This is a genomic window from Clostridium yunnanense, from assembly GCF_016595795.1.
Classification (GTDB): domain Bacteria; phylum Bacillota; class Clostridia; order Clostridiales; family Clostridiaceae; genus Clostridium_AR; species Clostridium_AR yunnanense.
The window spans coordinates 91,345-112,995 of sequence record NZ_JAENHN010000053.1; the positions used below are offsets into that span (position 1 = coordinate 91,345).

The 21,651-nt window shown below is 31.7% G+C and carries 22 protein-coding genes; 2 read left to right on the forward strand and 20 right to left on the reverse strand.

Annotated elements, in window-relative coordinates:
- Positions 1-212: 212 nt before the first annotated feature.
- The 3 genes from deoC to JHL18_RS20005 form a co-directional block, all read right to left on the reverse strand.
- Positions 213-887 carry a deoxyribose-phosphate aldolase gene (gene deoC / locus JHL18_RS19995; RefSeq protein ID WP_200272519.1) on the reverse strand — a complete coding sequence of 225 codons (675 nt, stop codon included), beginning with the start codon at positions 885-887 and terminating at the stop codon, positions 213-215.
- Between the two features lie 417 nt (positions 888-1,304).
- Positions 1,305-1,673, reverse strand: coding sequence for a hypothetical protein (locus JHL18_RS20000; protein WP_200272521.1), 369 nt, complete (start codon positions 1,671-1,673; stop codon positions 1,305-1,307).
- Between the two features lie 121 nt (positions 1,674-1,794).
- Complete coding sequence (locus JHL18_RS20005; RefSeq protein WP_200272523.1) at positions 1,795-2,748, reverse strand: DUF4003 family protein; 954 nt, start codon at positions 2,746-2,748, stop codon at positions 1,795-1,797.
- Between the two features lie 607 nt (positions 2,749-3,355).
- Between JHL18_RS20005 and JHL18_RS20010 the strand changes: the two genes are divergently transcribed.
- On the forward strand, positions 3,356-3,772 hold the full coding sequence (locus JHL18_RS20010; protein WP_200272525.1) for a hypothetical protein: 417 nt from the start codon (positions 3,356-3,358) through the stop codon (positions 3,770-3,772).
- Between the two features lie 267 nt (positions 3,773-4,039).
- Here JHL18_RS20010 and JHL18_RS20015 read toward each other — a convergent pair whose 3' ends face one another.
- Positions 4,040-6,586, reverse strand: a complete 2,547-nt coding sequence (locus JHL18_RS20015; protein ID WP_200272527.1) for a calcium-translocating P-type ATPase, SERCA-type — start codon at positions 6,584-6,586, stop codon at positions 4,040-4,042.
- Between the two features lie 276 nt (positions 6,587-6,862).
- Here JHL18_RS20015 and JHL18_RS20020 point away from each other — a divergent pair, with 276 nt between their 5' ends.
- On the forward strand, positions 6,863-8,503 hold the full coding sequence (locus JHL18_RS20020) for a putative manganese-dependent inorganic diphosphatase (RefSeq protein WP_200272529.1): 1,641 nt from the start codon (positions 6,863-6,865) through the stop codon (positions 8,501-8,503).
- 86 nt (positions 8,504-8,589) lie between these two features.
- Here JHL18_RS20020 and JHL18_RS20025 read toward each other — a convergent pair whose 3' ends face one another.
- The 16 genes from JHL18_RS20025 to JHL18_RS20100 form a co-directional block, all read right to left on the reverse strand.
- Complete coding sequence (locus JHL18_RS20025) at positions 8,590-9,369, reverse strand: flagellar hook-basal body complex protein (protein WP_200272531.1); 780 nt, start codon at positions 9,367-9,369, stop codon at positions 8,590-8,592.
- Between the two features lie 12 nt (positions 9,370-9,381).
- Positions 9,382-10,155, reverse strand: coding sequence for a flagellar hook-basal body complex protein (locus tag JHL18_RS26510; protein WP_200272534.1), 774 nt, complete (start codon positions 10,153-10,155; stop codon positions 9,382-9,384).
- Positions 10,152-10,274, reverse strand: coding sequence for a hypothetical protein (locus JHL18_RS26375; protein ID WP_274600980.1), 123 nt, complete (start codon positions 10,272-10,274; stop codon positions 10,152-10,154). The genes JHL18_RS26510 and JHL18_RS26375 overlap by 4 nt, the downstream gene beginning before the upstream one ends.
- Positions 10,275-10,351: 77 nt before the next feature.
- Positions 10,352-10,798, reverse strand: coding sequence for a hypothetical protein (locus JHL18_RS20040; protein WP_200272536.1), 447 nt, complete (start codon positions 10,796-10,798; stop codon positions 10,352-10,354).
- A gap of 13 nt (positions 10,799-10,811) precedes the next feature.
- The gene (locus JHL18_RS20045; RefSeq protein WP_200272538.1) at positions 10,812-11,537 is read right to left on the reverse strand and encodes a FliA/WhiG family RNA polymerase sigma factor; all 726 of its coding nucleotides are present in this window, start codon (positions 11,535-11,537) and stop codon (positions 10,812-10,814) included.
- A 13-nt stretch (positions 11,538-11,550) separates the two neighbouring features.
- Entirely contained in the window at positions 11,551-12,189 is a 639-nt protein-coding gene (locus JHL18_RS20050) for a flagellar brake protein (protein ID WP_200272540.1), read from the reverse strand.
- A gap of 11 nt (positions 12,190-12,200) precedes the next feature.
- The gene (locus tag JHL18_RS20055; RefSeq protein WP_200272542.1) at positions 12,201-13,061 is read right to left on the reverse strand and encodes a MinD/ParA family protein; all 861 of its coding nucleotides are present in this window, start codon (positions 13,059-13,061) and stop codon (positions 12,201-12,203) included.
- Complete coding sequence (flhF, locus tag JHL18_RS20060; protein WP_200272544.1) at positions 13,055-14,272, reverse strand: flagellar biosynthesis GTPase FlhF; 1,218 nt, start codon at positions 14,270-14,272, stop codon at positions 13,055-13,057. The genes JHL18_RS20055 and flhF overlap by 7 nt, the downstream gene beginning before the upstream one ends.
- The gene (flhA, locus tag JHL18_RS20065) at positions 14,272-16,335 is read right to left on the reverse strand and encodes a flagellar biosynthesis protein FlhA (protein WP_200272546.1); all 2,064 of its coding nucleotides are present in this window, start codon (positions 16,333-16,335) and stop codon (positions 14,272-14,274) included. Before flhA ends, flhF begins: the two co-directional genes overlap by 1 nt.
- A 20-nt stretch (positions 16,336-16,355) precedes the next feature.
- Positions 16,356-18,185 (reverse strand): fused FliR family export protein/FlhB family type III secretion system protein, encoded by a 1,830-nt coding sequence (locus tag JHL18_RS20070; RefSeq protein ID WP_200272548.1) that lies wholly within the window; start codon positions 18,183-18,185, stop codon positions 16,356-16,358.
- Between the two features lie 11 nt (positions 18,186-18,196).
- Complete coding sequence (fliQ, locus tag JHL18_RS20075) at positions 18,197-18,466, reverse strand: flagellar biosynthesis protein FliQ (RefSeq protein WP_200272550.1); 270 nt, start codon at positions 18,464-18,466, stop codon at positions 18,197-18,199.
- Positions 18,467-18,477: 11 nt separating this feature from the next.
- Positions 18,478-19,251, reverse strand: a complete 774-nt coding sequence (gene fliP / locus JHL18_RS20080) for a flagellar type III secretion system pore protein FliP (protein WP_200272552.1) — start codon at positions 19,249-19,251, stop codon at positions 18,478-18,480.
- A gap of 1 nt (position 19,252) precedes the next feature.
- The gene (locus JHL18_RS20085) at positions 19,253-19,609 is read right to left on the reverse strand and encodes a flagellar biosynthetic protein FliO (RefSeq protein ID WP_200272554.1); all 357 of its coding nucleotides are present in this window, start codon (positions 19,607-19,609) and stop codon (positions 19,253-19,255) included.
- 14 nt (positions 19,610-19,623) lie between these two features.
- Positions 19,624-20,124, reverse strand: coding sequence for a flagellar basal body-associated FliL family protein (locus JHL18_RS20090; RefSeq protein ID WP_200272556.1), 501 nt, complete (start codon positions 20,122-20,124; stop codon positions 19,624-19,626).
- Positions 20,124-20,840 carry an OmpA family protein gene (locus tag JHL18_RS20095; protein ID WP_200272558.1) on the reverse strand — a complete coding sequence of 239 codons (717 nt, stop codon included), beginning with the start codon at positions 20,838-20,840 and terminating at the stop codon, positions 20,124-20,126. The genes JHL18_RS20090 and JHL18_RS20095 overlap by 1 nt, the downstream gene beginning before the upstream one ends.
- The gene (locus tag JHL18_RS20100) at positions 20,833-21,642 is read right to left on the reverse strand and encodes a motility protein A (RefSeq protein WP_200272560.1); all 810 of its coding nucleotides are present in this window, start codon (positions 21,640-21,642) and stop codon (positions 20,833-20,835) included. Before JHL18_RS20100 ends, JHL18_RS20095 begins: the two co-directional genes overlap by 8 nt.
- Positions 21,643-21,651 lie beyond the last annotated feature (9 nt).

Below are 21,651 nucleotides of genomic sequence, written 5' to 3' on the forward strand. Positions count from 1 at the left end.
ATTCTATTTTTTTAATTTTAGGTATAAAATTTTTAAATATATTTCATCAAGTTTCATCAAAATATGAAAAAGGTATAGATTATTACACATAATCTATACCTTTTAATAAATTTTATAATTAGATTTATTTTCTAATCCTCAGATTATAATTAATTAGAATTTTAAAAATAGCTTTAAGACTAAAATTACACATCTCTATATGTAGCTATATCTTAATAAGTAGAGTCAGACTTTTTACCTTCACATATTTCTATAGAAGCTGATGCACCAATTCTTGTAGCACCATTTTCAATCATTTTCAAAGCATCTTCTTGACTTCTAACTCCACCGGAAGCCTTAACACCTAATTCTGGCCCAACACTTTCTCTCATTAGCTTAATATCAGCTTCTGTTGCTCCACCAGTTGAGAAACCTGTTGAAGTTTTAACAAAATCTGCTCCAGCTTCCTTAGAAAGTTTGCAAGCAATTACTTTCTCTTCATCAGTCAATAAACAAGTTTCTATTATAACCTTTGTAAGCGCTTTCCCTTTAGCTGCATCTACAACTGCTTTTATATCTTCTTTTACATAATCATAGTCTTTATCTTTTAACTTACCTATATTTATAACCATATCTACTTCGTTTGCACCTTTAATTATTGCATCACTTGTTTCAAAAGCTTTAACCTCTTTGGTATTAGCTCCTAAAGGGAATCCTATTACAGTACAAACCTTAACTTCACTTCCACTTAGTAACTTTGCTGCTAATTCTACATTGGTAGGGTTTACACATACGGATGCAAAATTATACTCAAGTGCTTCCTTACAAAGTTTTTCAACACCAGCTTTTGTAGCCTCTGGCTTAAGTAAAGTATGATCGATCATCCTAGCTAATTGTTCTTTATTCATCTCTTCCTCCTACTTATTAACAGTGTTAATAAATTTTTATAATATAAAAAGAAAAATATGTTTCGTAGTTTTTTACATAACTTTAACTTCAACAATTATTTTATAAGTTGTATATTTTAGTACAGCTCAAATATAATATTGAAGTAAATCTTGAAACACATACTTATTATAATCTTATATATATTTTTAGTCTACATATATAAAAATGTTATATTCTTAAATAATTATAAACTTCCTAAATCAACCATTCGTTTATACATGCTACAGAAATCATGATTTTCGAACAAGTATAACTTAAGTTTTGATATAGGAATCCTTATAGGATTCCTGACTCAACTATTAAGCTATACGTGCCCATAATCCCCAGAAGCCGGGATTTTGGAACAAGTATAACTTAAGTTTCGATATAGGAATCCTTTATTTACGAACTTTAATTCTTTCAGGTGAGCATAATATACTTAATACACTTACTATGCAAAGTACTCCTTCAGCTAAAATGAAGATCAAACTCATCTTCTCATACAGTATAGTGGAAACACCTATTATTATACTTATTAATATAAATATTTTATATGTACTTCTAACCTTAAATACTACGAAGATAAGTAGTATGAGTTTTATAATATAAAGTGAACTTATCACTATAGTTTGGCTTTCAGTTGGTATTATATACGCTAAAACTGGTATGCTCAGCTGTTTATAGAAGTAAACACCACTCATTAAAAAACATTCTAAAAAGAGAATAGTTAAAAACACTACTCTATAATTTTTCAAACTACTTTTCATCATTACTCCCTGTTAAAGTGGCACACTTTTTGTATACCACTTCTTCATAAATTTATACTTTCTAAATTATATTAATCTTATTATATTCTAAAACTAATGTTTTACTAACGCAATGTTACTACTAGTTTGCCCTAGATATCATTGCCTGCTGCTGACTCACTAAACTGTAATTTATTATGAGAGCCATTATTGAATTTAAATAATTAGTTTTAAGCTTCTTCTTACTAAGTATAACCATAAACATAGAAATCATCAATTTAAAGCCTCTATCCATAAAAAACTGATAATCAGCAAGTCCATTCAAGTACTTTTCCACACTATATACTTCTCTTATGAAGTCATCAGCATCGTTTATAACTGTAGCTGCAACACCTATAACCCCTACATATTGAGGCTGTATACTTCCAACATTACTCTTTACTAGCCTACATATATCAATAGCTTTTTCTAAATTATCATTCCATTTATCTGGACTAGTACACAATATTGTAGCTAAAGTTTGCGCACCATTATTAGTAGTAAAATCATATTCAGTTATCCTATCATAGGCTTTATTAGTTATGTCCATATATGTATAACTATTCAACCCTTGTGTTACCAAAATCGCACATATAATATAGTCATCTGAAGAAGTTACATTATAATATTCTTGTTTCATCAATAAAAATATTTCTCTCATTTTTTCTGACACCGTATACATGTCCTCATCCCTAAAATTTTCTGTTAAAATCCATATACCTATAGATAAATATGGACTTTCAACAAAACCATTATCTTTTAAATGTTCTTCCCATTGTTGTATTCTTCTAAACCTTTGCTGCCAATCTGCTTCAAGAGATAATAATATTGAAATAACGTATAAATTATTTCCTCTAAAAGTAGAAAACCAACTTGTACTATCTTTTATAAATTTTCTTATAGCTCTTATTTTTTCATAATTTAATTCTTTAGCTGAGTTTGTAAGTATCAGTGCTGCAAAATGATTTAATAGATCTCCATCATACTTCAATTTATTTTTGCTTTTTATATAATTATTTATCATCAAATCCACATTATTTTTAAGTATACTATCCATAGCTTTACCTCTTTCTAAGTTTCACTTATCCTTTTAAGGGTTATTAAATATCATATAATAATTGTAATATTTATTCAACATAATATCAATTAATAAATTGTAACAATGTTGTTAATTATATTTATGGTTATTAGTTAAGTTTTTGCTTATAATAAAGTATAAAGTTGATTTTCTACTTTGCTATTTTATTAACAGCAATTGTATGCTATAATACTAGTTGTTTATTATGTTTTATAGGTTTTAATACTAAAACTTAACTATAGTCAGATACGTTTTTTATTTAATAAGTTTCTAATTCATATAATTATTTTATTCAAAAATATAATTGTCATTATGTGAAATTGATTATTTTTTTGTAAACTAAATAAATATTAGTTGAACGATACATATGCTTTTATATATTTACGATATTCTATTTATTGAGATTAGTGTTTAATTACTGGTTTTTTTGCCTTTATATTAACCTCAATCCTTGATATATAGTGATTGATAATATTAGAAACTTGAATTAAGTTTAAAATAAAATATCAGCTGATTTTAGTTAATTGTTGAAGTTAAAACGCTAAAATGGACTTATAATATTTGAATATGAAAAGGAGTTTTAACTATGGGTTTTAAGGAAAAACTATCAAAATATTATACTGACTCATACATAAAAAAGTATGGTGATAGAATGGCTCAATTTCAAGGAACAGTTATATCAGCTAAGGTTGAAGAAAAAACTATTCTTTGGATATTTCATACAATAGCAGCTACCCTAATAATAAGACCTGAAAGAAGTAAGGCAGTTATTAAATGTTCTTACAAAAAGAATAGATGGTTCAAAAAACCAGAATTTATAGCAGTTAATCAAGGTCATAATGTTATGATTCAAGGTTTAAAGAGTGATAAAAAATCTAAATCATCCGGTGATCTGATTCAGATAATGAACGTGATAAACTTCACTACCAAGAAGGATTTATTCCCAGTGGATCACTCTCAAATAAAGAGAACTAAACAGCAACAAGTTACTAGAACAAAATAAAAGAATTGCGAACTTTCGCAATTCTTTTTTGCTATTATTGCTTTTAAAAATTAGGCACCTCTCCATCCAATACGTTGATGAGCTTCGCAAAGAATTAATATGATTTATTACAATGAAATATCTAAAACTGTATAACTCACTTCGTTCAGACAATACAGTTTATTAACGATATTTCATCTCCATAAATCCTTTAATTCTAACTGCTTGCTCATATAGTATTTACTGGAGAGGTACCTAATTTTTGTTTTTCTATCTAGCCAAAACTCATTATTTTACTTTTATATATAGGTAAACACTGTTTATAAATGCTATTACTCCTGAGAAGAACAGAACTATAAGCCATTGTCCTAGCATCAGTGGTGTAGTATGGAATATATTCTGTAAGAAAGGTATATAAAGTATGGATAACAGCATTGTTACTGAAATACTTACTGCTCCAACCAAATATGGATTTGTTAAAAACTTTATTTCAAATATGGAATGCCTTTCTGATCTACACTCGAAAACGTGAATTAGCTGCGACATCACTAAAGTACATAAAGCTAGAGTCCTGCTTGTATTAAGATCCCATCCATAATATATACCTACCATAAATGAGAACAAGGTACATATACCAATAAGTGTTCCTCTAACAACTATCTTTTCAGTAAGTCCTCTTGAAAATACACTTTCATTTTTTTCTCTAGGCCTTTGCTTCATTATATCTTTATCTGCCGGATCAACTCCTAATGCTATAGCTGGGAGTCCATCTGTAGCCAAGTTTACAAACAATATCTGAATTGGTGCAAGTGGAGTTGGAAGATAAAAAATTGATGCTAGAAGCATAGTAAGTACTTCCCCTATATTACAAGACAATAGATATCTTATAAATTTTCTAATATTAGAGTATATAACTCTTCCCTCTTCTACAGCAGCTACAATGGTCGCAAAATTATCATCCATTAATATCATAGAAGATGCTTCTTTTGTAACATCAGTTCCTGATATACCCATAGATATACCTATATCTGCTTCTTTTATAGCAGGAGCGTCGTTTACTCCATCTCCGGTCATTGCTACAATATTACCATTTTTTTTGAATGCTCTCACTATCCTTAATTTATGATTTGGACTTACTCTAGCAAAAACTCTTATCTTCCGAACCTTTTCATATAGTTCTTTATCACTCATTTTTTCAATATCTTCTCCAGTAATTACTTGATCTGGAGTTGAACATATATTAAGATCTTTTGCTATAGCAAAAGCTGTGTTCTGATGGTCACCAGTTATCATAACAGGCTTTATACCAGCTAATCTACATCTTAGTACAGCATCTTTTACTTCTAGTCTTGGAGGATCTATTATCCCCGCAATTCCTATGAATATTAGATTACTTTCAAGTGAGTCATCTCTTTGAATATTGGTATCTTTATAGGCAGCTCCAATGCATCTTAAGGCTTTATTGGACATGGAGTCAACAAAAGTTCCAATCTGCTTTTTCCTTTGATATGTCAGTGGCTTTACCTTACCATCTTCATATATATAATTACATTTCTCTAATAATCTTTCAGGTGCCCCTTTTACATAACATACTTCTTTTCCATTTTCCTTCATTATTACGCTCATCATTTTTCTAGTAGAATCAAATGGAATATCAAACACCCTATGTCCACCCGCTAAAAATCCTTTTAAAGCTCCAATTTCTTTAAAATAAAGCTTTATAAGTGCAGTTTCTGTTGGATCTCCATGAAGAGCTTTGTCCACATATTTCTCGCTAAAATTATAATTGCAATCATTGCAGAATACAAAAGCTCTAGTGAGCATTGGATTTGGAGAAAGTTTTTCCTCATTTAAATTATATATCTTTCCATTCATATATACTTCTTTTACAGTCATGTTATTTTGAGTCAAAGTACCTGTTTTATCGCTACATATTATAGACGTGCATCCTAAAGTTTCTACTGCTGGTAGTTTTCTAACTAAAGCATTTCTCTTTAGCATTCTAGATACGCCTAAAGCAAGAGCAACTGTTACAATAGCTGGCAGACCTTCTGGTATAGCAGCTACCGCTAAGCTTATTCCCAGTAGGAACATTTCAGTTAAGTCATTTCCTCTTATTATCCCCATTACAGTAACTACTGCACATATTACAAGACATAAAATAACTAATACCCTTCCAAGTGATTCTAATCGTTCTTTTAAAGGCGATTTTTCTTCCTCAATGTTTTGAAGAAGATTAGCTATCTTCCCCATCTCAGTATTCATGCCAATTTGAGTTACCTTAATAAAAGCTTTTCCTTTTAATACGCTAGTACCCATATAAAGATTGCAATCTTTTTTATTTACACTTTTGTTTACTCCTACTGATTCTCCTGTAAGAAGAGACTCGTCCACCATCAAACCTGTACTTTCTATTACTTCGCCATCAGCTGGAACCCTATCACCTGATTCCAATACTACAATATCTCCAAGGGTAAGAAATTTGGCGTTAATAACTTTTATATTTCCATCTCTATACGCCTTACACGTAGGTGCAGCTAAAGATTTAAGCGCTTCTAAAGACTTTTCTGTTCTAAACTCCTGAACAAATCCCAATATGGCATTTATTATCACAATTATTAAAATAGTGATTGCATCTGCCTTTTCTCCCATCAATCCTGATACAATTGTCGCTCCCATAAGAACCCAAACCATAAAATCATTGAATTGGGATAGGAATAATATCACAGGAGAGATGCTTTTTTTATGACTTAACTCATTTAAGCCAAAATTCTTAGTTCTTCTTTCTGCTTCTGAAGAAGAAAGCCCTCTTATAAGTTCCTTTTCCTGTATCACTCTAGTTCCCCCTTTTCTCTGTAACATCTATAATAATATATGTAGACAGGCTATTAGTTAGAACATTGTATTATTGTTTATATATGAATGTACCACTTCATAATTAAATTTAGTATTTTAAAATTCTCTCACCAGAAACCGTGAGAGTTTTAAAAATAGATTTATGATCGAAGTGGTACATCTTTATGTAAGTTTACAGTAACAATCTTTACAATTTACATCCTAACTATTAGAATATATTAGTATAACAAATTATCACAAAGGAGGATTCGTTCAGTGAAAGACATTATATATGTTACTGGTCACAAAAATCCTGATTCAGACTCAATATGTGCTGCAATAGGATACGCAGAATTTAAAAACAAAAGCGGAGACATTCCTGCTATACCTGTTAGACTTGGTGAACCTAACCAAGAAACTCAATTTGTACTAAATTATTTTGGAGTGGAAAAACCTAAATTCCTAGAAACAGTTAAGTTAAAGGTAGAGGATTTAGAATTTGATAGAATCGAGTCAGTTACGCCTGAGATTTCATTAAAGCAAGCTTGGCATATTATGAAGGATAATAATGTTAAGTCTATACCTGTTGTAGATTCTCATAAGCATTTAATAGGAATTCTTTCAACAGCAAACTTAACTTCAAGCTATATGGACATATGGGATAATTGCATATTAGGAAAAAGCAATACTCCTATCGAAAATATATTAGATGCACTTTCTGGTGAAGCACTATACATAAATCCTGATAATACTACATATCATGGTAAAATTGTTGTAGCTGCTATGCAGCCTGATTCAATGAAACAAGTGGTTTCAGCTGGAGATATCGCTATAGTTGGTGATAGAGCTGAAACTCAAGAAGCACTTATAGATATAAAAGCTTCACTAATAATCATTACTGGTTCTCATAAGATGAATACTGAGTTTCTTGAAAAAGCTAAAGCTAATGGAGTTACAGTAATATCTACACCTTATGATTCCTTTACTGCTTCAAGATTTATAGTTCAATCAATTCCTGTTGAATATGTTATGGCTACAGAAAACTTAGTTTCATTTTCAACTGATGAATTAGCTGATGATATAAAACACGTTATGGCAGAAACTAGATACAGAAGTTATCCAGTAGTAGATGCTGAAAACAAAGTTGTAGGCAGTATATCAAGATACCACTTGATTTCTAACCACAAGAAAAAGGTAATTCAAGTAGATCATAATGAAAGAGGTCAATCTGTTCATGGTCTTGAAGATGCTGAGATCTTAGAAATAATAGATCACCATAGGGTTGCGGATATCCAAACTGGAAATCCAATTTACTTTAGAAACGAACCTCTTGGAAGTACCTCTACTATAGTAGCTAAGAGATTCTTTGAAAATGGACTTACTCCATCTAAAGAAGCTGCAGGATTACTTGCTAGTGCAATAATTTCTGATACACTACTATTTAGATCACCAACTTGTACCCCAGTAGACAAAGAAATTTGCTTAAAGCTTGCTGAGATTGCTGGAATAGATGTAGAAGCTTATGCAAAAGAGATGTTTAAGGCAGGTACATCTTTAAAAGGAAAAACAGTTGAGCAAATATTCAACCAAGACTTTAAGCCTTTTACAATAGAAGGAATAAAGGTTGGTGTAGCACAAGTAAATACAATGGATATAGAAGGCTTTATGCCATTAAAGGATGAAATGCTTGCATACATGGAAAGAAAAGCTGAAGACTCTGGTCTAAAGGTTGTAATGCTTCTTTTAACAGATATTATAAATGAAGGTTCTCAACTTTTAGTTGCAGGGAAGTTACCTGAAATTGCTGAAAGAGCATTTAAAATAACTTTAAGTGAAAGCACGGCTTATCTTCCTGGTGTTCTTTCAAGAAAGAAACAAGTTATTCCACCTATAACAAATGCAATATCAAATCTATAACAAAAAAACAGCTAGAATTTCTAGCTGTTTTTTTGTTATAATATCGAATAACTCTAATAAAAAAAAATCAAGGAAAAGACAAGTCTTTACCTTGATTTCAAGTTATTTATCATTCCCCACATCTCATCAGCAGTATTTATTGCTTTTGATCCTAATTGGAATGCTCTTTGCGTTACTATCATATCTGCAAACTCTTTACCCATATCAACATTTGCATTTTCCACGTAACCTTGAAGGACATCAACATCATTGCTCTTTACAATTTGAGCACCATTCTTAGGAACATATAAACTCTCACCTATGGAAGTAAATGCGTCGTTTCCTATAGCAGTGTATACAGGAACTTGTCCTACAATCTTATTACTTTCCTTTAAAGTTATATTTCCTTGTTTATCTACTGTAAAGTTGTCACTACTTATTTTATCCTGTAAAGATATATTATCCTTATCATATCCAGCGGCATATTCAACATCTAAAAAATTCCCTTTAGCGTCAACTAAATTTCCATTTGAGTCAACTTTAAATGATCCATCTCTAGTATAAGCAACAGAACCATCTGCTTGTTTAACTCTAAAATACCCTTCACCGTCTAAAGCTAAATTAGATGACTTCTTTGTTTCCTGTAACTGTCCTTGAGTATTATCTCTAACCCATGAGGACGCTCTTACACCTGTACCAGTATAAGAACTTTTATCATTAACAGAATACCCTTGTCTATCTAAACTTTCCTGCATCAAATCCTTAAAGGCAACATCTACTCTTTTATACCCTGTAGTGCCGACATTTGCTAAGTTATTAGATATTGAGTCTAACTTTTCTTGGTTTGCAAGCATTGCGCTTTTCCCATTCCATAAAACTCTAAACATGCTTACCTCCTATTATCTAACTGATCCAATTTCATTAGCTGCTTTTGATAAAGTCTCATCCATAGTTTGCACTACTTTTTGAGTTGTTTCAAAGCTTCTCATGACAGTCATCATATTTACCATCTCATTTACTATGTTGACATTTGATTTTTCAAGTGTTTTTTGCTTTACATAAACTTGTCCATTGTAATTAGGTGCGGCGTCAGATTCATAGAGGTTATCTCCAAGTTTCTTTAAACTCTTATAATCATTAAAATCAGCAACCTGCATTTTATATTGAGGTACATTATTTACAATGACATTATTGCTGCTGTCAACAGTGAACTTACCATTTCCAACATAAATAGGCTCAGAGGCACCAGTCTTTATATTTCTGCCCATTACACTGTCGCCTTCGCTAGTTACTAGATTTCCAGCTGTGTTAACCCTAAACTGACCATCCCTTGTAAAATATGTTTTATCTCCTCTTTTTACAGTGAAAAAGCCTCTTCCATCGATGGCCATATCTGTATCCTTATCAGTGCTTGAAAGTATACCTTGAGTAAACTCTACGTCTGTCCCATCAATACTTGCCCCAAGGCTCAAACTTCCTATTGTATTTTTAACATTTTGACCGCCGACAACTTTATCTTTGTTTTGGATTAACACATCTTGAAACTTCTTGACTTTTAAATCTTCTGCCTTATATCCATTTGTATTGGCATTAGCCATATTGTTTGTAATAACATCTTGCTTCGCTTCTAAAGTCACCATAGCATTTACAGCTGTGTATAAACCTCTAATCACTTTTTCACATCCTTATCAAATATTACTTTACTCTCATCCTCATATATCATTCCATAGCCTCTAGCCTTTTCTTCAATTCTTTCTCTTGACATATTTACATTATATTGATAACCAAACATGCAGAAAGTACCTATTAAAATTCCTATACCAATTCCAAGTAATATTTTTTTATCAGCTAGAAATAGAAATATTTCTCTTACTTTTTGTATAATCCTTTTATTAATAGTACTTCCCCCTTTCCAACAGCAAGTTCTTCACAAATTTGCTCATCAGTGAAGCCCTTATCTAAAAGTTCCTTCACTGATCTTGCTTTATCAGAAATCATATTTGTATTTGAGTTATTAGTTGTAGAAACAGATTCTTCATATGATACTTCATCATCTATACGATAATCTATAGTACCACTTTTATTATCGTCAGGTTCTTCACTATTCTTAATAGCTTTAAGTCTTTCTATTTCTAACTGAAGTTCTAATATAGTTTCGCTGAACTCTCTTCTTAGATTAGCGATTTCTATATCATGTTCTTCTACTCTTTCTCCTCTTTCTTCAAGGATTTTTTCAAAGGAACCGTCTTCTTTTTTTAAAGCTCTATAATTTATTATAATAAGTATTACTCCAATAATAATAAGTACAACTGGCATTTTAACTACCTCTTTATATGTAATGAAGCTTCTTCATTGCTGCTCTTAGATTTCTTATTGCTCTACTATGTAATTGACATACTCTTGATTCTGATACTTCTAATACCTTACCTATCTCTTTAAGTGTAAGTCCTTCATAATAATATAGGCTTAATACTATTCCATCTTTTTCGTTTAATAATCCTAACGCCTTACTTAACATCTCAACCTCTTCTTTTTCTTCTAAGGTTTTTTCAGGACTAGGACTGTTCTTATCTTCTATTATGCCCATGATCGAAATATCATCATCATCTGAAAATACAATATTTTCCAATGACACTATGGATATGTAGTTTATGTAGTTTTCAATTTCACCTACACCCTCTAATGTCATATTAAGTGCTTTAGCTATTTCCTCATTACTTGGTTCTTTACCTAAGCTTTTTTGAAGAGAGTCTATTACTTCATTGTATCTATTAAGTTTATCCATAGCGCCCTTTGAAATAGGGCTATTTCTTCTTATTTCATCAATCATTGCACCTTTTATTCTTATAGAAGCATAGGTTGAAAATTTCATTCCTTTACTCTCATCAAACTTTTTCATTGCATCCATGAGACCAACCATACCATAACCTACTAGATCATCGTACTCAACATATTTACTTTTTCCAAGAATAACTCTAGATGCTATATATTTAACCAATGGTATGTATTTTTCTACTATTTTGTCTCTATGCGCTAAAGCACTTTGTACTGCCATATAAATTCCTCCCTTAGAGTAATTCTCTTTGTTTTCTCATTATATCAAACACCATTCTTATAATCTTATCTCTAGTTCTTTCATCTATGTTGTCAAAATTCACACCATAAATCCATTGTTTATCTTCAGTAGTCTCTACCCTTACGATAGTTCCCTTTACTAATGCTTGTTGATTACCATATTTAAGCTCAGAGATAATACTATCACCTTTTAATAGCTTTTCCTTAAGTTTTACTCTCATTCCACCGCCGCTTAAATCTAGTAATATCGCAGTATTAAGTTTAAGCTTTTCTATATCCCCTACCGTATAATCTCCAGTAATATAACTTATTATTTGAGCAACTTTAACTCTCACATAATCTCTTCTTTGTATTTTTACTATGTCATATGGAGTAGTCATAACATACATAGGTATATTATTCTCTTGTGATCTAGAAATTATAGTAGCTTTAAACTTAAAAACATCTCCATCATCACAAAAGCTCATAAATTCTAAATCTAATCCCCTTGGAACAGTTAGGTATTGACCCTCGCTTGCAGGTAAATTTATGTTAAAGAAATTTTCCCCTATGTCTTGGATCTGACATCTGTATATTTTTTCTTCAAATAATACATCCAGCCTGTTGTTTACTAATAAAGTTAAATTGCCCATCTAATTCACTCCTACGAAAATATCTTAAATATCTTTTTAAACAATCCCTGAACTCCAGTTCCATTTTCTTTTTCAACAGATCCGAGTAAATGATTTCCTATATTTTGAATACATTCTGCAGCATCTGAGGCTGGATATCTTACTATAAAAGGCATCTGCTCTCTAACAGCTTGAACTAATTTCTTATCATCTAACACACAGCCATAATATTTTAAATTCATATTTAGAAATTTATTTACTACGTTTTCAAACTTAGAAAACGTTTCTTCACCTTCTTTATATGAAAGAGCTTTATTTACTACTACATTTGCTCTATCTTTTATCTTAAAATGGCTTGTTGCTTTTAAAAGACTATAAGCATCTGTCAAAGAAGTAGGTTCTGGTGTAGTTATAACAATCAGTTCATCACAACAAGATATAAATGCTAATACAGTTCTATTAATACCTGCTCCAGTATCCATAAATATATAATCGAAATCTTCTATCTCAGAAATTTTGCTTAAGAACACTTCCCTCTCTTTATCAGATAAATCTTCTACCTTGTTGAGCCCTGATCCTCCTGGTAATAGCTTTATGCCGAATGGTCCTGTTGCTAAAACTTCATTTAAGTTTTTATTATTATTTATAACATCAAATATATTATACCTCGAAGAGATTCCCATTAAAACATCATCATTTGCCATTCCTATGTCAGCATCGAAGATTAATACTTTTTTACCCATCTTTTGCAAATGAATCCCTAGATTTACTACAAAGTTGCTTTTTCCTACCCCACCTTTTCCTGAAGTTATAGTTATAATCTTTCCTTTTTTTATTAAAGAAGGATTGCTACTCTGCGCAAGCTTTCTAAGGCTCTCAGCTTGATCTAACATATATTATCCTCCCCCATAATGAGCTTAGCTATCTGTTCTTTTGTAAAAATAGTTATGTCATCTGGAACTGTTTGACCGGTTGTCATAAAGCTTATTGGTTTATCCGCCAGTTGCAATATGTTTAAGATGGATCCATATACGGAAGTCTCATCTAGTTTAGTTATTATCACGTGGTTATAATTTAGTATCTTAAAGCCCTCTACAATTGACTTTATATCACGATTTTTTGTTGTTGCACTTATAACTAAATGTATGTTATCTGAATTAACTTTTTGGACAAAGGCTCTTAGTTCAGATATCTGCATTGAGTTCTTACTACTTCTTCCTGTAGTATCTATAAGTATTACATCACAATCTTTCATGGAGTTTACTGCCTCTTCCATTTCTTTGATTGTTATAACTACTTTGAACTCTAAGTTCATTATTTCCGCATAAGTCTTTAACTGATCTACTGCACCAATTCTATATGTATCTACTGTTATAAGTCCTACTTTTTTCTTTTCGATTAATGCCATTCTACCTGCGAGCTTTGCTATAGTAGTAGTTTTACCGACACCGGTGGGCCCTACTAATACTACCGGTCCTTTTAAATCTACATTTTCCACTCTAATTCTTTTTTCTATAACATTTTCTAAAGCATCTTCATCATGCTCTGCAGATAAAGGTATATCTTTAATTAAAGTTTCCGCTAAATTTTCTTCTATATCATTATTTATAAGGCTTTTTCGGATATTTTCATAGGGCTTTTCTTTAGCATCTTCACCAGATATAACCTTAGAGATTAAACTTTTCATTTCTCTCATTTCTTTTACTATATAATCTTGAGTGTTATTTTGGGAATAAGAATTCTTCAATGTCTCATTAATCATTCTGTTAGAGGTTTCTCTGCCTATAGAACTTCCATGATCTTCTTTATCTGTTTTGTAATTTGCACCACTTTTGGTACTAGATATCTGATCATTCATTAGCTTTTTTATGCTCTCTATAGAATCTTCTAAAGTATCTTCTTTTTTCCTATTATCAGCTCCGTCTTTTTTCGAGGCATTTTCTACCGCAGCTGTTACTTCTATCATTCTAGGTGAAAAGATGCCAATAAATCCAGGTTTTTTAACTTTTCTTTGGCTTATTATAACGGCATCTTTTCCAAGCTCATATCTGATTCTTGTCATTGCCTCGTTCATATTTTTAACCATGTATCTTTTAATAATCATTAAAACGTCACTACTCCTTCAGTTCTGATCTCTACATCATTAGGAATCTCATTTAGAGATATTACCATAACATGAGGAAATACCATCTCAATTAGCTTCCTGAAAGGAGCTCTCACATTTGGTGATACTAAAATAACTGCTTGATTATTGAAAAAGTAAACAGACTCTAAAGTATTTTTTATTGAGTTAAATATTATAGTAGTAGTATCTGGATCAACCGCTGGGAAAGAACCATTGATAGACTTTTGAATATTACTTACTATCACTTCTTCAATCTGTGGATCCAATGTTACAACAGATACTCTTCTATTTTCATCAATTATCTGATTACATATAGTTCTTGATAATGCAAATCTAACATACTCAGTGAGAAGCTCAATATCTTTCGTATTTCTTGAGTTATCTGCTAAAGATTCCATAATAGTTACCATATCCTTTATTGGAACCTTCTCCCTTAATAAACTTTGTAATACTTTTTGTAGTTCTCCTATGGTTATTAAGTCTGGTATAAGTTCCTCTACAACCGCACTATACTTTTCTTTAGTATTATCCACTATTAGTTTAACTTCTTGTCTTCCTAATAATTCATAAGAATGAGCTTTTATTGTTTCAGTTAAATGAGTAACCATTACAGTAGTTGGATCAACAACTGTTAACCCCTTGATTTCAGCTTCTTCTCTTTGATCCTTATTTATCCACATAGCTGGAAGTCCAAAGGTTGGCTCTATTGTTCTAATACCTGGTATATCTGCATTTTCACCAGATGGATCCATACATAAAAGCATGTTTGGCATCATTTCTGAACTTGTTACTACTGTTCCTCTAATCTTTATAACATATTCATTTGTTTTAAGTTGAAGGTTGTCCCTAATTCTTATAGGTTGAACAACTATTCCCATCTCTATAGCACATTGTCTTCTTACCGAAGCGATTCTTTGTAGTAAGTCTCCACCGTTGCTCTCATCAGCAAGTGGTATAAGGCCATATCCTATCTCTACTTCCATAGGTTCAACCTGTATAAGAGTCATTACATTCTCTGGTTCTTTTCTCTCTACTTCAGCAATAGCTTCTTCCTCTTGAACAATATCTCGTACAATCTTTTCTTGCTCATCTTTATATAATGCATATGCTCCTGCTCCAAAGCCTACAGCCATTATCAAAAACGGTACCTTTGGCATCTCAGGTATTAATGCTAAGAATAACATCAGTACTGAAGCAAGTCCTAAAACTATAGGAAAACCTGTAAGCTGCCTTGAAAGCGCTGAACCAAAGTTTTCAGCATTACCAGATCTAGTTACTAATATACCTGCCGCAGTTGATATCAAAAGTGCAGGAACCTGACTCACTAGACCATCACCTATAGAAAGTCTAACGAACTTCTGCGCTGCTTCACCTATAGGAAGTCCCATCATAACTACACCAATAATTATTCCACCCAAGATGTTTATCATAGTTATAACTATTGAAGCAATCGCATCTCCCTTAACGAACTTAGAAGCACCATCCATGGATCCATAAAAGTCAACCTCTGCCTGTAAGTCTGCTCTTCTTTTCTTAGCACCCATTTCATCTATAAGTCCTGCATTAAGATCAGCGTCTATACTCATCTGTTTACCTGGCAATGCATCAAGTGTAAACCTAGCTGATACTTCTGATACTCTTCCAGAACCGTTAGTGATTACTACGAACTGAACAATCATTATGATTAAGAATATTATAATACCAACAACATAGTTCCCCCTAATAACAAATTCACCAAAGGAATCTATTACATGACCAGCAAATCCTCCAGTTAGTACAAGTCTTGTGGAAGAGATGTTAAGTCCAAGTCTAAATAGTGTTGTAACCAACAATAAGGTTGGAAAAACCGATAATTGCAGTACATTAGTAGTAAACATTGTTATAAGTGCTATAACCACTGATATTGTTATGTTAAGTGCTATTAATATATCTAGCATAGCCGCTGGAAAAGGTATTATTATCATTAATATTATGCCTATTACACCTAACGCAACAACTACGTCTAGATTCTTTTTAAAGCTTATCTTTCTGCTACCTTCCATAAATTAATCTCATCCCTTTCCTACTTTTTCTTCATCTTAAAAACTATTGCTAGTATCTCAGCTACTGCTTGATACATATCTGCAGGTATATCTCTATCTACATCCACCTGCTCATACATAAGTCTTGCTAAAGGCTTGTTTTCTAATATAGGAATATCATTTTCCTTAGCTATTTCTTTTATTCGAAGAGCCATATTATCTGCACCTTTTGCAACTACCTTAGGCGCTTCCATATTTCCTTCTTGATATTTTAATGCTATAGCCAGATGTGTAGGGTTTGTTATAACTACTGTAGCATCTGGAACAGCTTGCATCATTCTTCTCGTTGCCATCTCTCTTTGTTTTTGTTTTATCTTAGATTTTATTTGAGGATCTCCCTCCATTTGTTTAAACTCTTCCTTAACCTCTTGTTTTGACATCCTCATCTCTTTGTTATACATTCTTCTTTGCACGAAATAATCTGCTGCTGCAAGAACTATCAGTACTAAAGTAATTTTCATAAATATATTAAGTAACAATCTTTTAAATTCAACTCCTAAGGAAGGTAAATAAAAATTCCCAAGGTTTATAATCTCCATATAGTTTGATTTTACAAAATCATAGCCAATATATGACAATATGCAAACTACTATAAAGTTTTTTCCTAACTCAACGAAATTTTTCTTAGAGAACATATTTTGCAATCCTTTTAATGGATTGAGTTTTCCTAAGGATGGTTTAAGCGGTTCACTTGTAAATAGGAAACCACTTTGTGCTATTGAAGAAATAATACCGATGACCATAATTGGAACTACTACAGGTATTAGATCCTTCATTATCCTATAAGTCACCATAAAAGATAGTCCTCTTACATACTCTAAATTAATTTCTTGATGAAGATTGTTTGATAAAAAATAAATTAAATTATATTTTAAATCAGTTCCTATGTATCCTCCTAGAGCAGCAATGACAAGTGTACATGCAACCAGGGTCATTGCAAGGTTTACATCCTTACTACGAGGTATTTGACCTTTTTTTCTAGCTTCTGATTTCTTTTTAGGAGTTGCCTCTTCTGTTTTGTCTTCTGAGGTAAATATAAACATCAGGGGTAGTGCCTTGTATATACTCTGGTATACATCTGGCAGATAGCTGAAAGCAGCCACCATTGCTTTTATTATCATAGGAAGTGCCACCAAAAACGAAGCTATTCCAACTAGCATCTTGATAGGCATTCCAAGTATCATTATATTTAACTGAGGAACTGTTCTTGATATAAGCCCCATAGTTAAATCAGTTATTATCATTATCAATACTATTGGTATTGCAATTTTCAAACCTATTATAAAATACTGCGTAAAAGAATTAAGTATCGTCATAATACTTTCTTGAAATATAATGCTTTTACCTATACCTACAACTTTATAACTACTGGAGAGTTCTTTTATCAGCAAATGATGACCATCTACAATGAAAAAGATCAATATAGCTACCCAATGTAAAAGTCTAGCTAGTAAACTTGCGTTAGACTTTGTATTTGGATCAAACATAGATATCATACCAAGACCTATTTGTTGATCCATAAGACTTCCTGCCATCTCAATAACGTAAAATATTATAGATGTTATGAAGCCCAAGGTTATTCCTGTCATAACTTCATTAAACGCATAAATTATTATTGCATAATTGCTTTGTATATTTTGTATTGCACTTATATCTATTGTACCTATAAGTATAATTGATAATATAAGATTTAAGGATATTTTAAAGGTTGCAGGTGTTCCTGAAGGAAAAAAATTAGGTATCACTGTAAAGAAGGTTAAAAGTCTTAAGAATATGAAGAAAATAGCTAAGTAGTACGTAGTATCAATCAACTCAGCCACCTTTAATGCACTATATTCGAAATCATTTGAAATATTCTCTCAGTGAAAGACATAAGTTGTGCTAACATCCAACTACCTAATAATAATCCAACAGCTGCAACTGCTATAAGTTTTGGGACAAAAGTAAGTGTCTGCTCCTGTATCTGAGTAGACGCCTGAAAAATACTTATTAATAAACCAAGAACTAGTGAAATCACCAAAAAAGGTGCAGAAAGATATAATGCTGTCATCAATGAATCCTTTATTATTCCTATAACTAATTGTTCACTCATATTAACTCACCTCAAGAAAAACTCATAATTAACGATTTCACTAGTAAGTACCAACCATCTACCATAACAAATAAAAGAAGTTTAAATGGCAGAGAAATCATTGCTGGTGGTAACATAAACATACCCATTGACATTAGAACACTGGATACTACAATATCTATTATTAAAAAAGGCAAAAAAATCAAAAAGCCAATTTGAAAAGCTGTTTTTAATTCGCTTATAGCAAAAGCTGGAATTACAACATATAGAGGAACTGTATTTTCATCTATCTTAGTTGCATCCAATTTTGCTGCTTCTATAAAAAGCTTTAAGTCTTTTTGTCTTGTCTGTTTCAACATAAATTGCCTTAATGGCTTTGAACCAATATCTATCGCCTGCTGCTGAGTTATTTTGTTATCCAAATAAGGTTGCAGTGCATTGGCGTTAATATCATTATACACTGGCTGCATAATAAATATAGTTAAAAATAATGCCAACCCAATCAAAACTTGGTTTGGTATGGACTGTTGTGCCCCTATTGCATTTTTAAGGAAAGAGAAAACTACTACAATCCTAGTAAAACTGGTCATCATGATCAAAAAGGATGGTAGTACTGAAATTAGTGTTAACATTACCAATAGTTTTATATTTGACACATAATCCTTAGGATTTGACGTATTTCCCCAAAGAGACTTAACATCTGGTAGAGGGGTGTCCTGAGGAGCTGCTTGTGCTTTATATGTAGTTAGTCCTATGAATACAAACGCTAAAATTAAAATATATATGTATTTCTTTTTAAATTTCATTTTATTTCCCTTTAAATCCCTTTACCTTAATATTTCCAATAATATCATAATACTTCTTCATCATGTCCTGCTGAAATTGTTCCTTACCTTTTAATATATCTTTCAAAGTCTCTTCATCAATTTCTTCTAGTTTTTCTGTACTGTTCTGAGAACAACTCATAACAATACCTTTGCTACCAATCTGAAGAAGTACTATGGATATTTCCTTAGATAACTGAATCTTTTCTATTACTCTTATATATCTACCTTTTTGAAGGCTATTATACTTGTTTCCAGTAAGTTTTAGCGAAATTAGTGCCAAACATAGTATAAGTAAAAAACTAAACACTAACTTTATAATTAAAAAAACTAAATCCATAATTAAATCATCCCTTACTGTACTATAAGTTCTTGAAAATATACCTCTATAAATTGACCTTTAGTAACTCTTTTGTTTAATGTATCAATTAATTCCTTTTTAACATGCTCTAACTTTTCAGTTTTAAAATCTTCTGCTTTTTTAGATTGTAAAAATTCAAGCGCTGTTGATTGTAAAGCAATTAAATCTTCTGTTGCTTCTGTCGCTAACTTTTTGTTAGTTTTATCATAACCAATTGATACCTTCGCCTTAAGATAATGTTTTTCCTTATCATCATTTAGGTTTACTGTATATTCTCCAAGTTCAAGATAAGCTTCCGAAACTTTAGCAACTACTTTTGAACTAGATGTACTTGAACTATCCTTACCCTTTACATACAAAAAGTAGTATCCTCCAAAAAAGCCCATAGCAGCTAGTATTAAAACAAGTAAAACTATGATGATAAGATTACTCTTTCCCCCTCCTGTTTTTTCTGCTTTTTCCTTTTTAGGTTTTTTTTCTTTCTTTTCAGCCATTACTTCTTCTCCTTTTCTATTGCAACTATCAAGATATTTACTCTTCTATTTTTAGCTCTATTTTCAGCAGTAGAATTATCAACTATTGGTCTATATTCTCCAAACCCAGAAGCTGTAAATCTACCGGCATTAATACTTTCTTGATCAATAAAAAATTTAACAACATTTACTGCTCTTGAAGCAGAAAGATCCCAATTGCTCTGAAACTTATATGTGTTTATAGGCACGTTATCAGTATGCCCTTCGACAATTATATTATTTGGAACGGTTTTAATTAAGTTACCAAGTTTATCAAGCAAACTCTTACTTTCTGGAAGCACATCAGCTTTTCCTGATTCGAAGAGAATGCTATCTCTTAGTTGAAGGATAACCCCTCTCTCATCTTCCTTTATTTCTACTGATGCTCCAAGCTTATTTTCTTCTATAAACTTCTTTGCTTTTTCATATATTTCATCTGTATTTGATTTAATTTCAATATTATTTTCAGTTGTTTTTACAGGTGCTGTGTTTTCCATTATACCTTGCGATTCCTGACCTGTTAAAACACTTTGAAGAGAGGTTGCTATAGATTGCCACTTTTTTTGATCTACGGTTGAAAATGAATATAGAAGTATAAAGAACGTTAAGAGAAGTGTTATAGTATCAGAGAAGGTAGCCATCCATTCATCTCCTCTTATTTCATCTCCACTTGTCTCTCTTCTTCTTCTTTTAGCCATTGTTATAGGCCCCTTCTGAGGTAGTGACTACCTTTAAGTATTCTAACTTTTCCTTTGGTGAAAGGTAGTTCATTAACTTTTGTTCTATTATTCTAGGATTTACTCCTGATTGGATAGCTAGTATACCTTCAAGCATCATCTCTCTCATAGAAACTTCCTTTTGGTTCTTAACACCTAGATTAGCAGCTATTGGATTCAGTACAACATTTGCAAGTACCGATCCATAAAAAGTTGTAATTAATGCCTTGGCCATACCAGATGCCAAAGAACCTGAATCACTTAAATTTGCCAGCATTTGTATAAGCCCTATCAATGTACCAATCATTCCAAAGGCAGGTGCATATCCACCCCAGCTTTTAAAAATATTAGATGCCTTTGTATGTCTACTTGACATTTCATCAATCTCTAAGTCCATTATTTCTCTTATTACTTCTGGCTCTATTCCGTCTACTACCATTCTTAAACCATTTTTTAAAAACTCATTATCCATTTCATTTATCATATCTTCTAATGATAGAAGTCCATCTTTTCTTGCCTTCTTTGATATATCTGTAAACTGGCTAACCAATTCAATTCCAGTAGAAGGGACTTCCTTAGTTGATGCAATAAACACTTTAGATATATTCTTAATCTCCTCCAAAGAATAGTTTATAAGCAGCGCACAAAATGAACCTCCAATAGTTATTATTACAGAAGGTAAATCCCAAAATATCTTGAGACCTGCACTACTATTCATCCCCCAGATTAGCATAACCACTCCTAAAAGAAGTCCTGCTAAAGTAAGTGAATCTAACTTCTTCATAGCTTACCT

Excerpts from the sequence above, each read along its gene's own strand:
- deoC (WP_200272519.1), bottom strand. The coding sequence starts at position 887 with ATGAATAAAGAACAATTAGCTAGGATGATCGATCATACTTTACTTAAG.
- JHL18_RS20000 (WP_200272521.1), bottom strand. The coding sequence starts at position 1,673 with ATGAAAAGTAGTTTGAAAAATTATAGAGTAGTGTTTTTAACTATTCTC.
- JHL18_RS20005 (WP_200272523.1), bottom strand. The coding sequence starts at position 2,748 with ATGGATAGTATACTTAAAAATAATGTGGATTTGATGATAAATAATTAT.
- JHL18_RS20010 (WP_200272525.1), top strand. The coding sequence starts at position 3,356 with ATGGGTTTTAAGGAAAAACTATCAAAATATTATACTGACTCATACATA.
- JHL18_RS20025 (WP_200272531.1), bottom strand. The coding sequence starts at position 9,369 with ATGTTTAGAGTTTTATGGAATGGGAAAAGCGCAATGCTTGCAAACCAA.
- JHL18_RS26375 (WP_274600980.1), bottom strand. The coding sequence starts at position 10,274 with ATGTTTGGTTATCAATATAATGTAAATATGTCAAGAGAAAGAATTGAA.
- JHL18_RS20040 (WP_200272536.1), bottom strand. The coding sequence starts at position 10,798 with ATGCCAGTTGTACTTATTATTATTGGAGTAATACTTATTATAATAAAT.
- JHL18_RS20045 (WP_200272538.1), bottom strand. The coding sequence starts at position 11,537 with ATGGCAGTACAAAGTGCTTTAGCGCATAGAGACAAAATAGTAGAAAAA.
- JHL18_RS20050 (WP_200272540.1), bottom strand. The coding sequence starts at position 12,189 with ATGGGCAATTTAACTTTATTAGTAAACAACAGGCTGGATGTATTATTT.
- JHL18_RS20055 (WP_200272542.1), bottom strand. The coding sequence starts at position 13,061 with ATGTTAGATCAAGCTGAGAGCCTTAGAAAGCTTGCGCAGAGTAGCAAT.
- flhF (WP_200272544.1), bottom strand. The coding sequence starts at position 14,272 with ATGATTATTAAAAGATACATGGTTAAAAATATGAACGAGGCAATGACA.
- flhA (WP_200272546.1), bottom strand. The coding sequence starts at position 16,335 with ATGGAAGGTAGCAGAAAGATAAGCTTTAAAAAGAATCTAGACGTAGTT.
- fliQ (WP_200272550.1), bottom strand. The coding sequence starts at position 18,466 with ATGAGTGAACAATTAGTTATAGGAATAATAAAGGATTCATTGATGACA.
- fliP (WP_200272552.1), bottom strand. The coding sequence starts at position 19,251 with ATGAAATTTAAAAAGAAATACATATATATTTTAATTTTAGCGTTTGTA.
- JHL18_RS20085 (WP_200272554.1), bottom strand. The coding sequence starts at position 19,609 with ATGGATTTAGTTTTTTTAATTATAAAGTTAGTGTTTAGTTTTTTACTT.
- JHL18_RS20090 (WP_200272556.1), bottom strand. The coding sequence starts at position 20,124 with ATGGCTGAAAAGAAAGAAAAAAAACCTAAAAAGGAAAAAGCAGAAAAA.
- JHL18_RS20095 (WP_200272558.1), bottom strand. The coding sequence starts at position 20,840 with ATGGCTAAAAGAAGAAGAAGAGAGACAAGTGGAGATGAAATAAGAGGA.
- JHL18_RS20100 (WP_200272560.1), bottom strand. The coding sequence starts at position 21,642 with ATGAAGAAGTTAGATTCACTTACTTTAGCAGGACTTCTTTTAGGAGTG.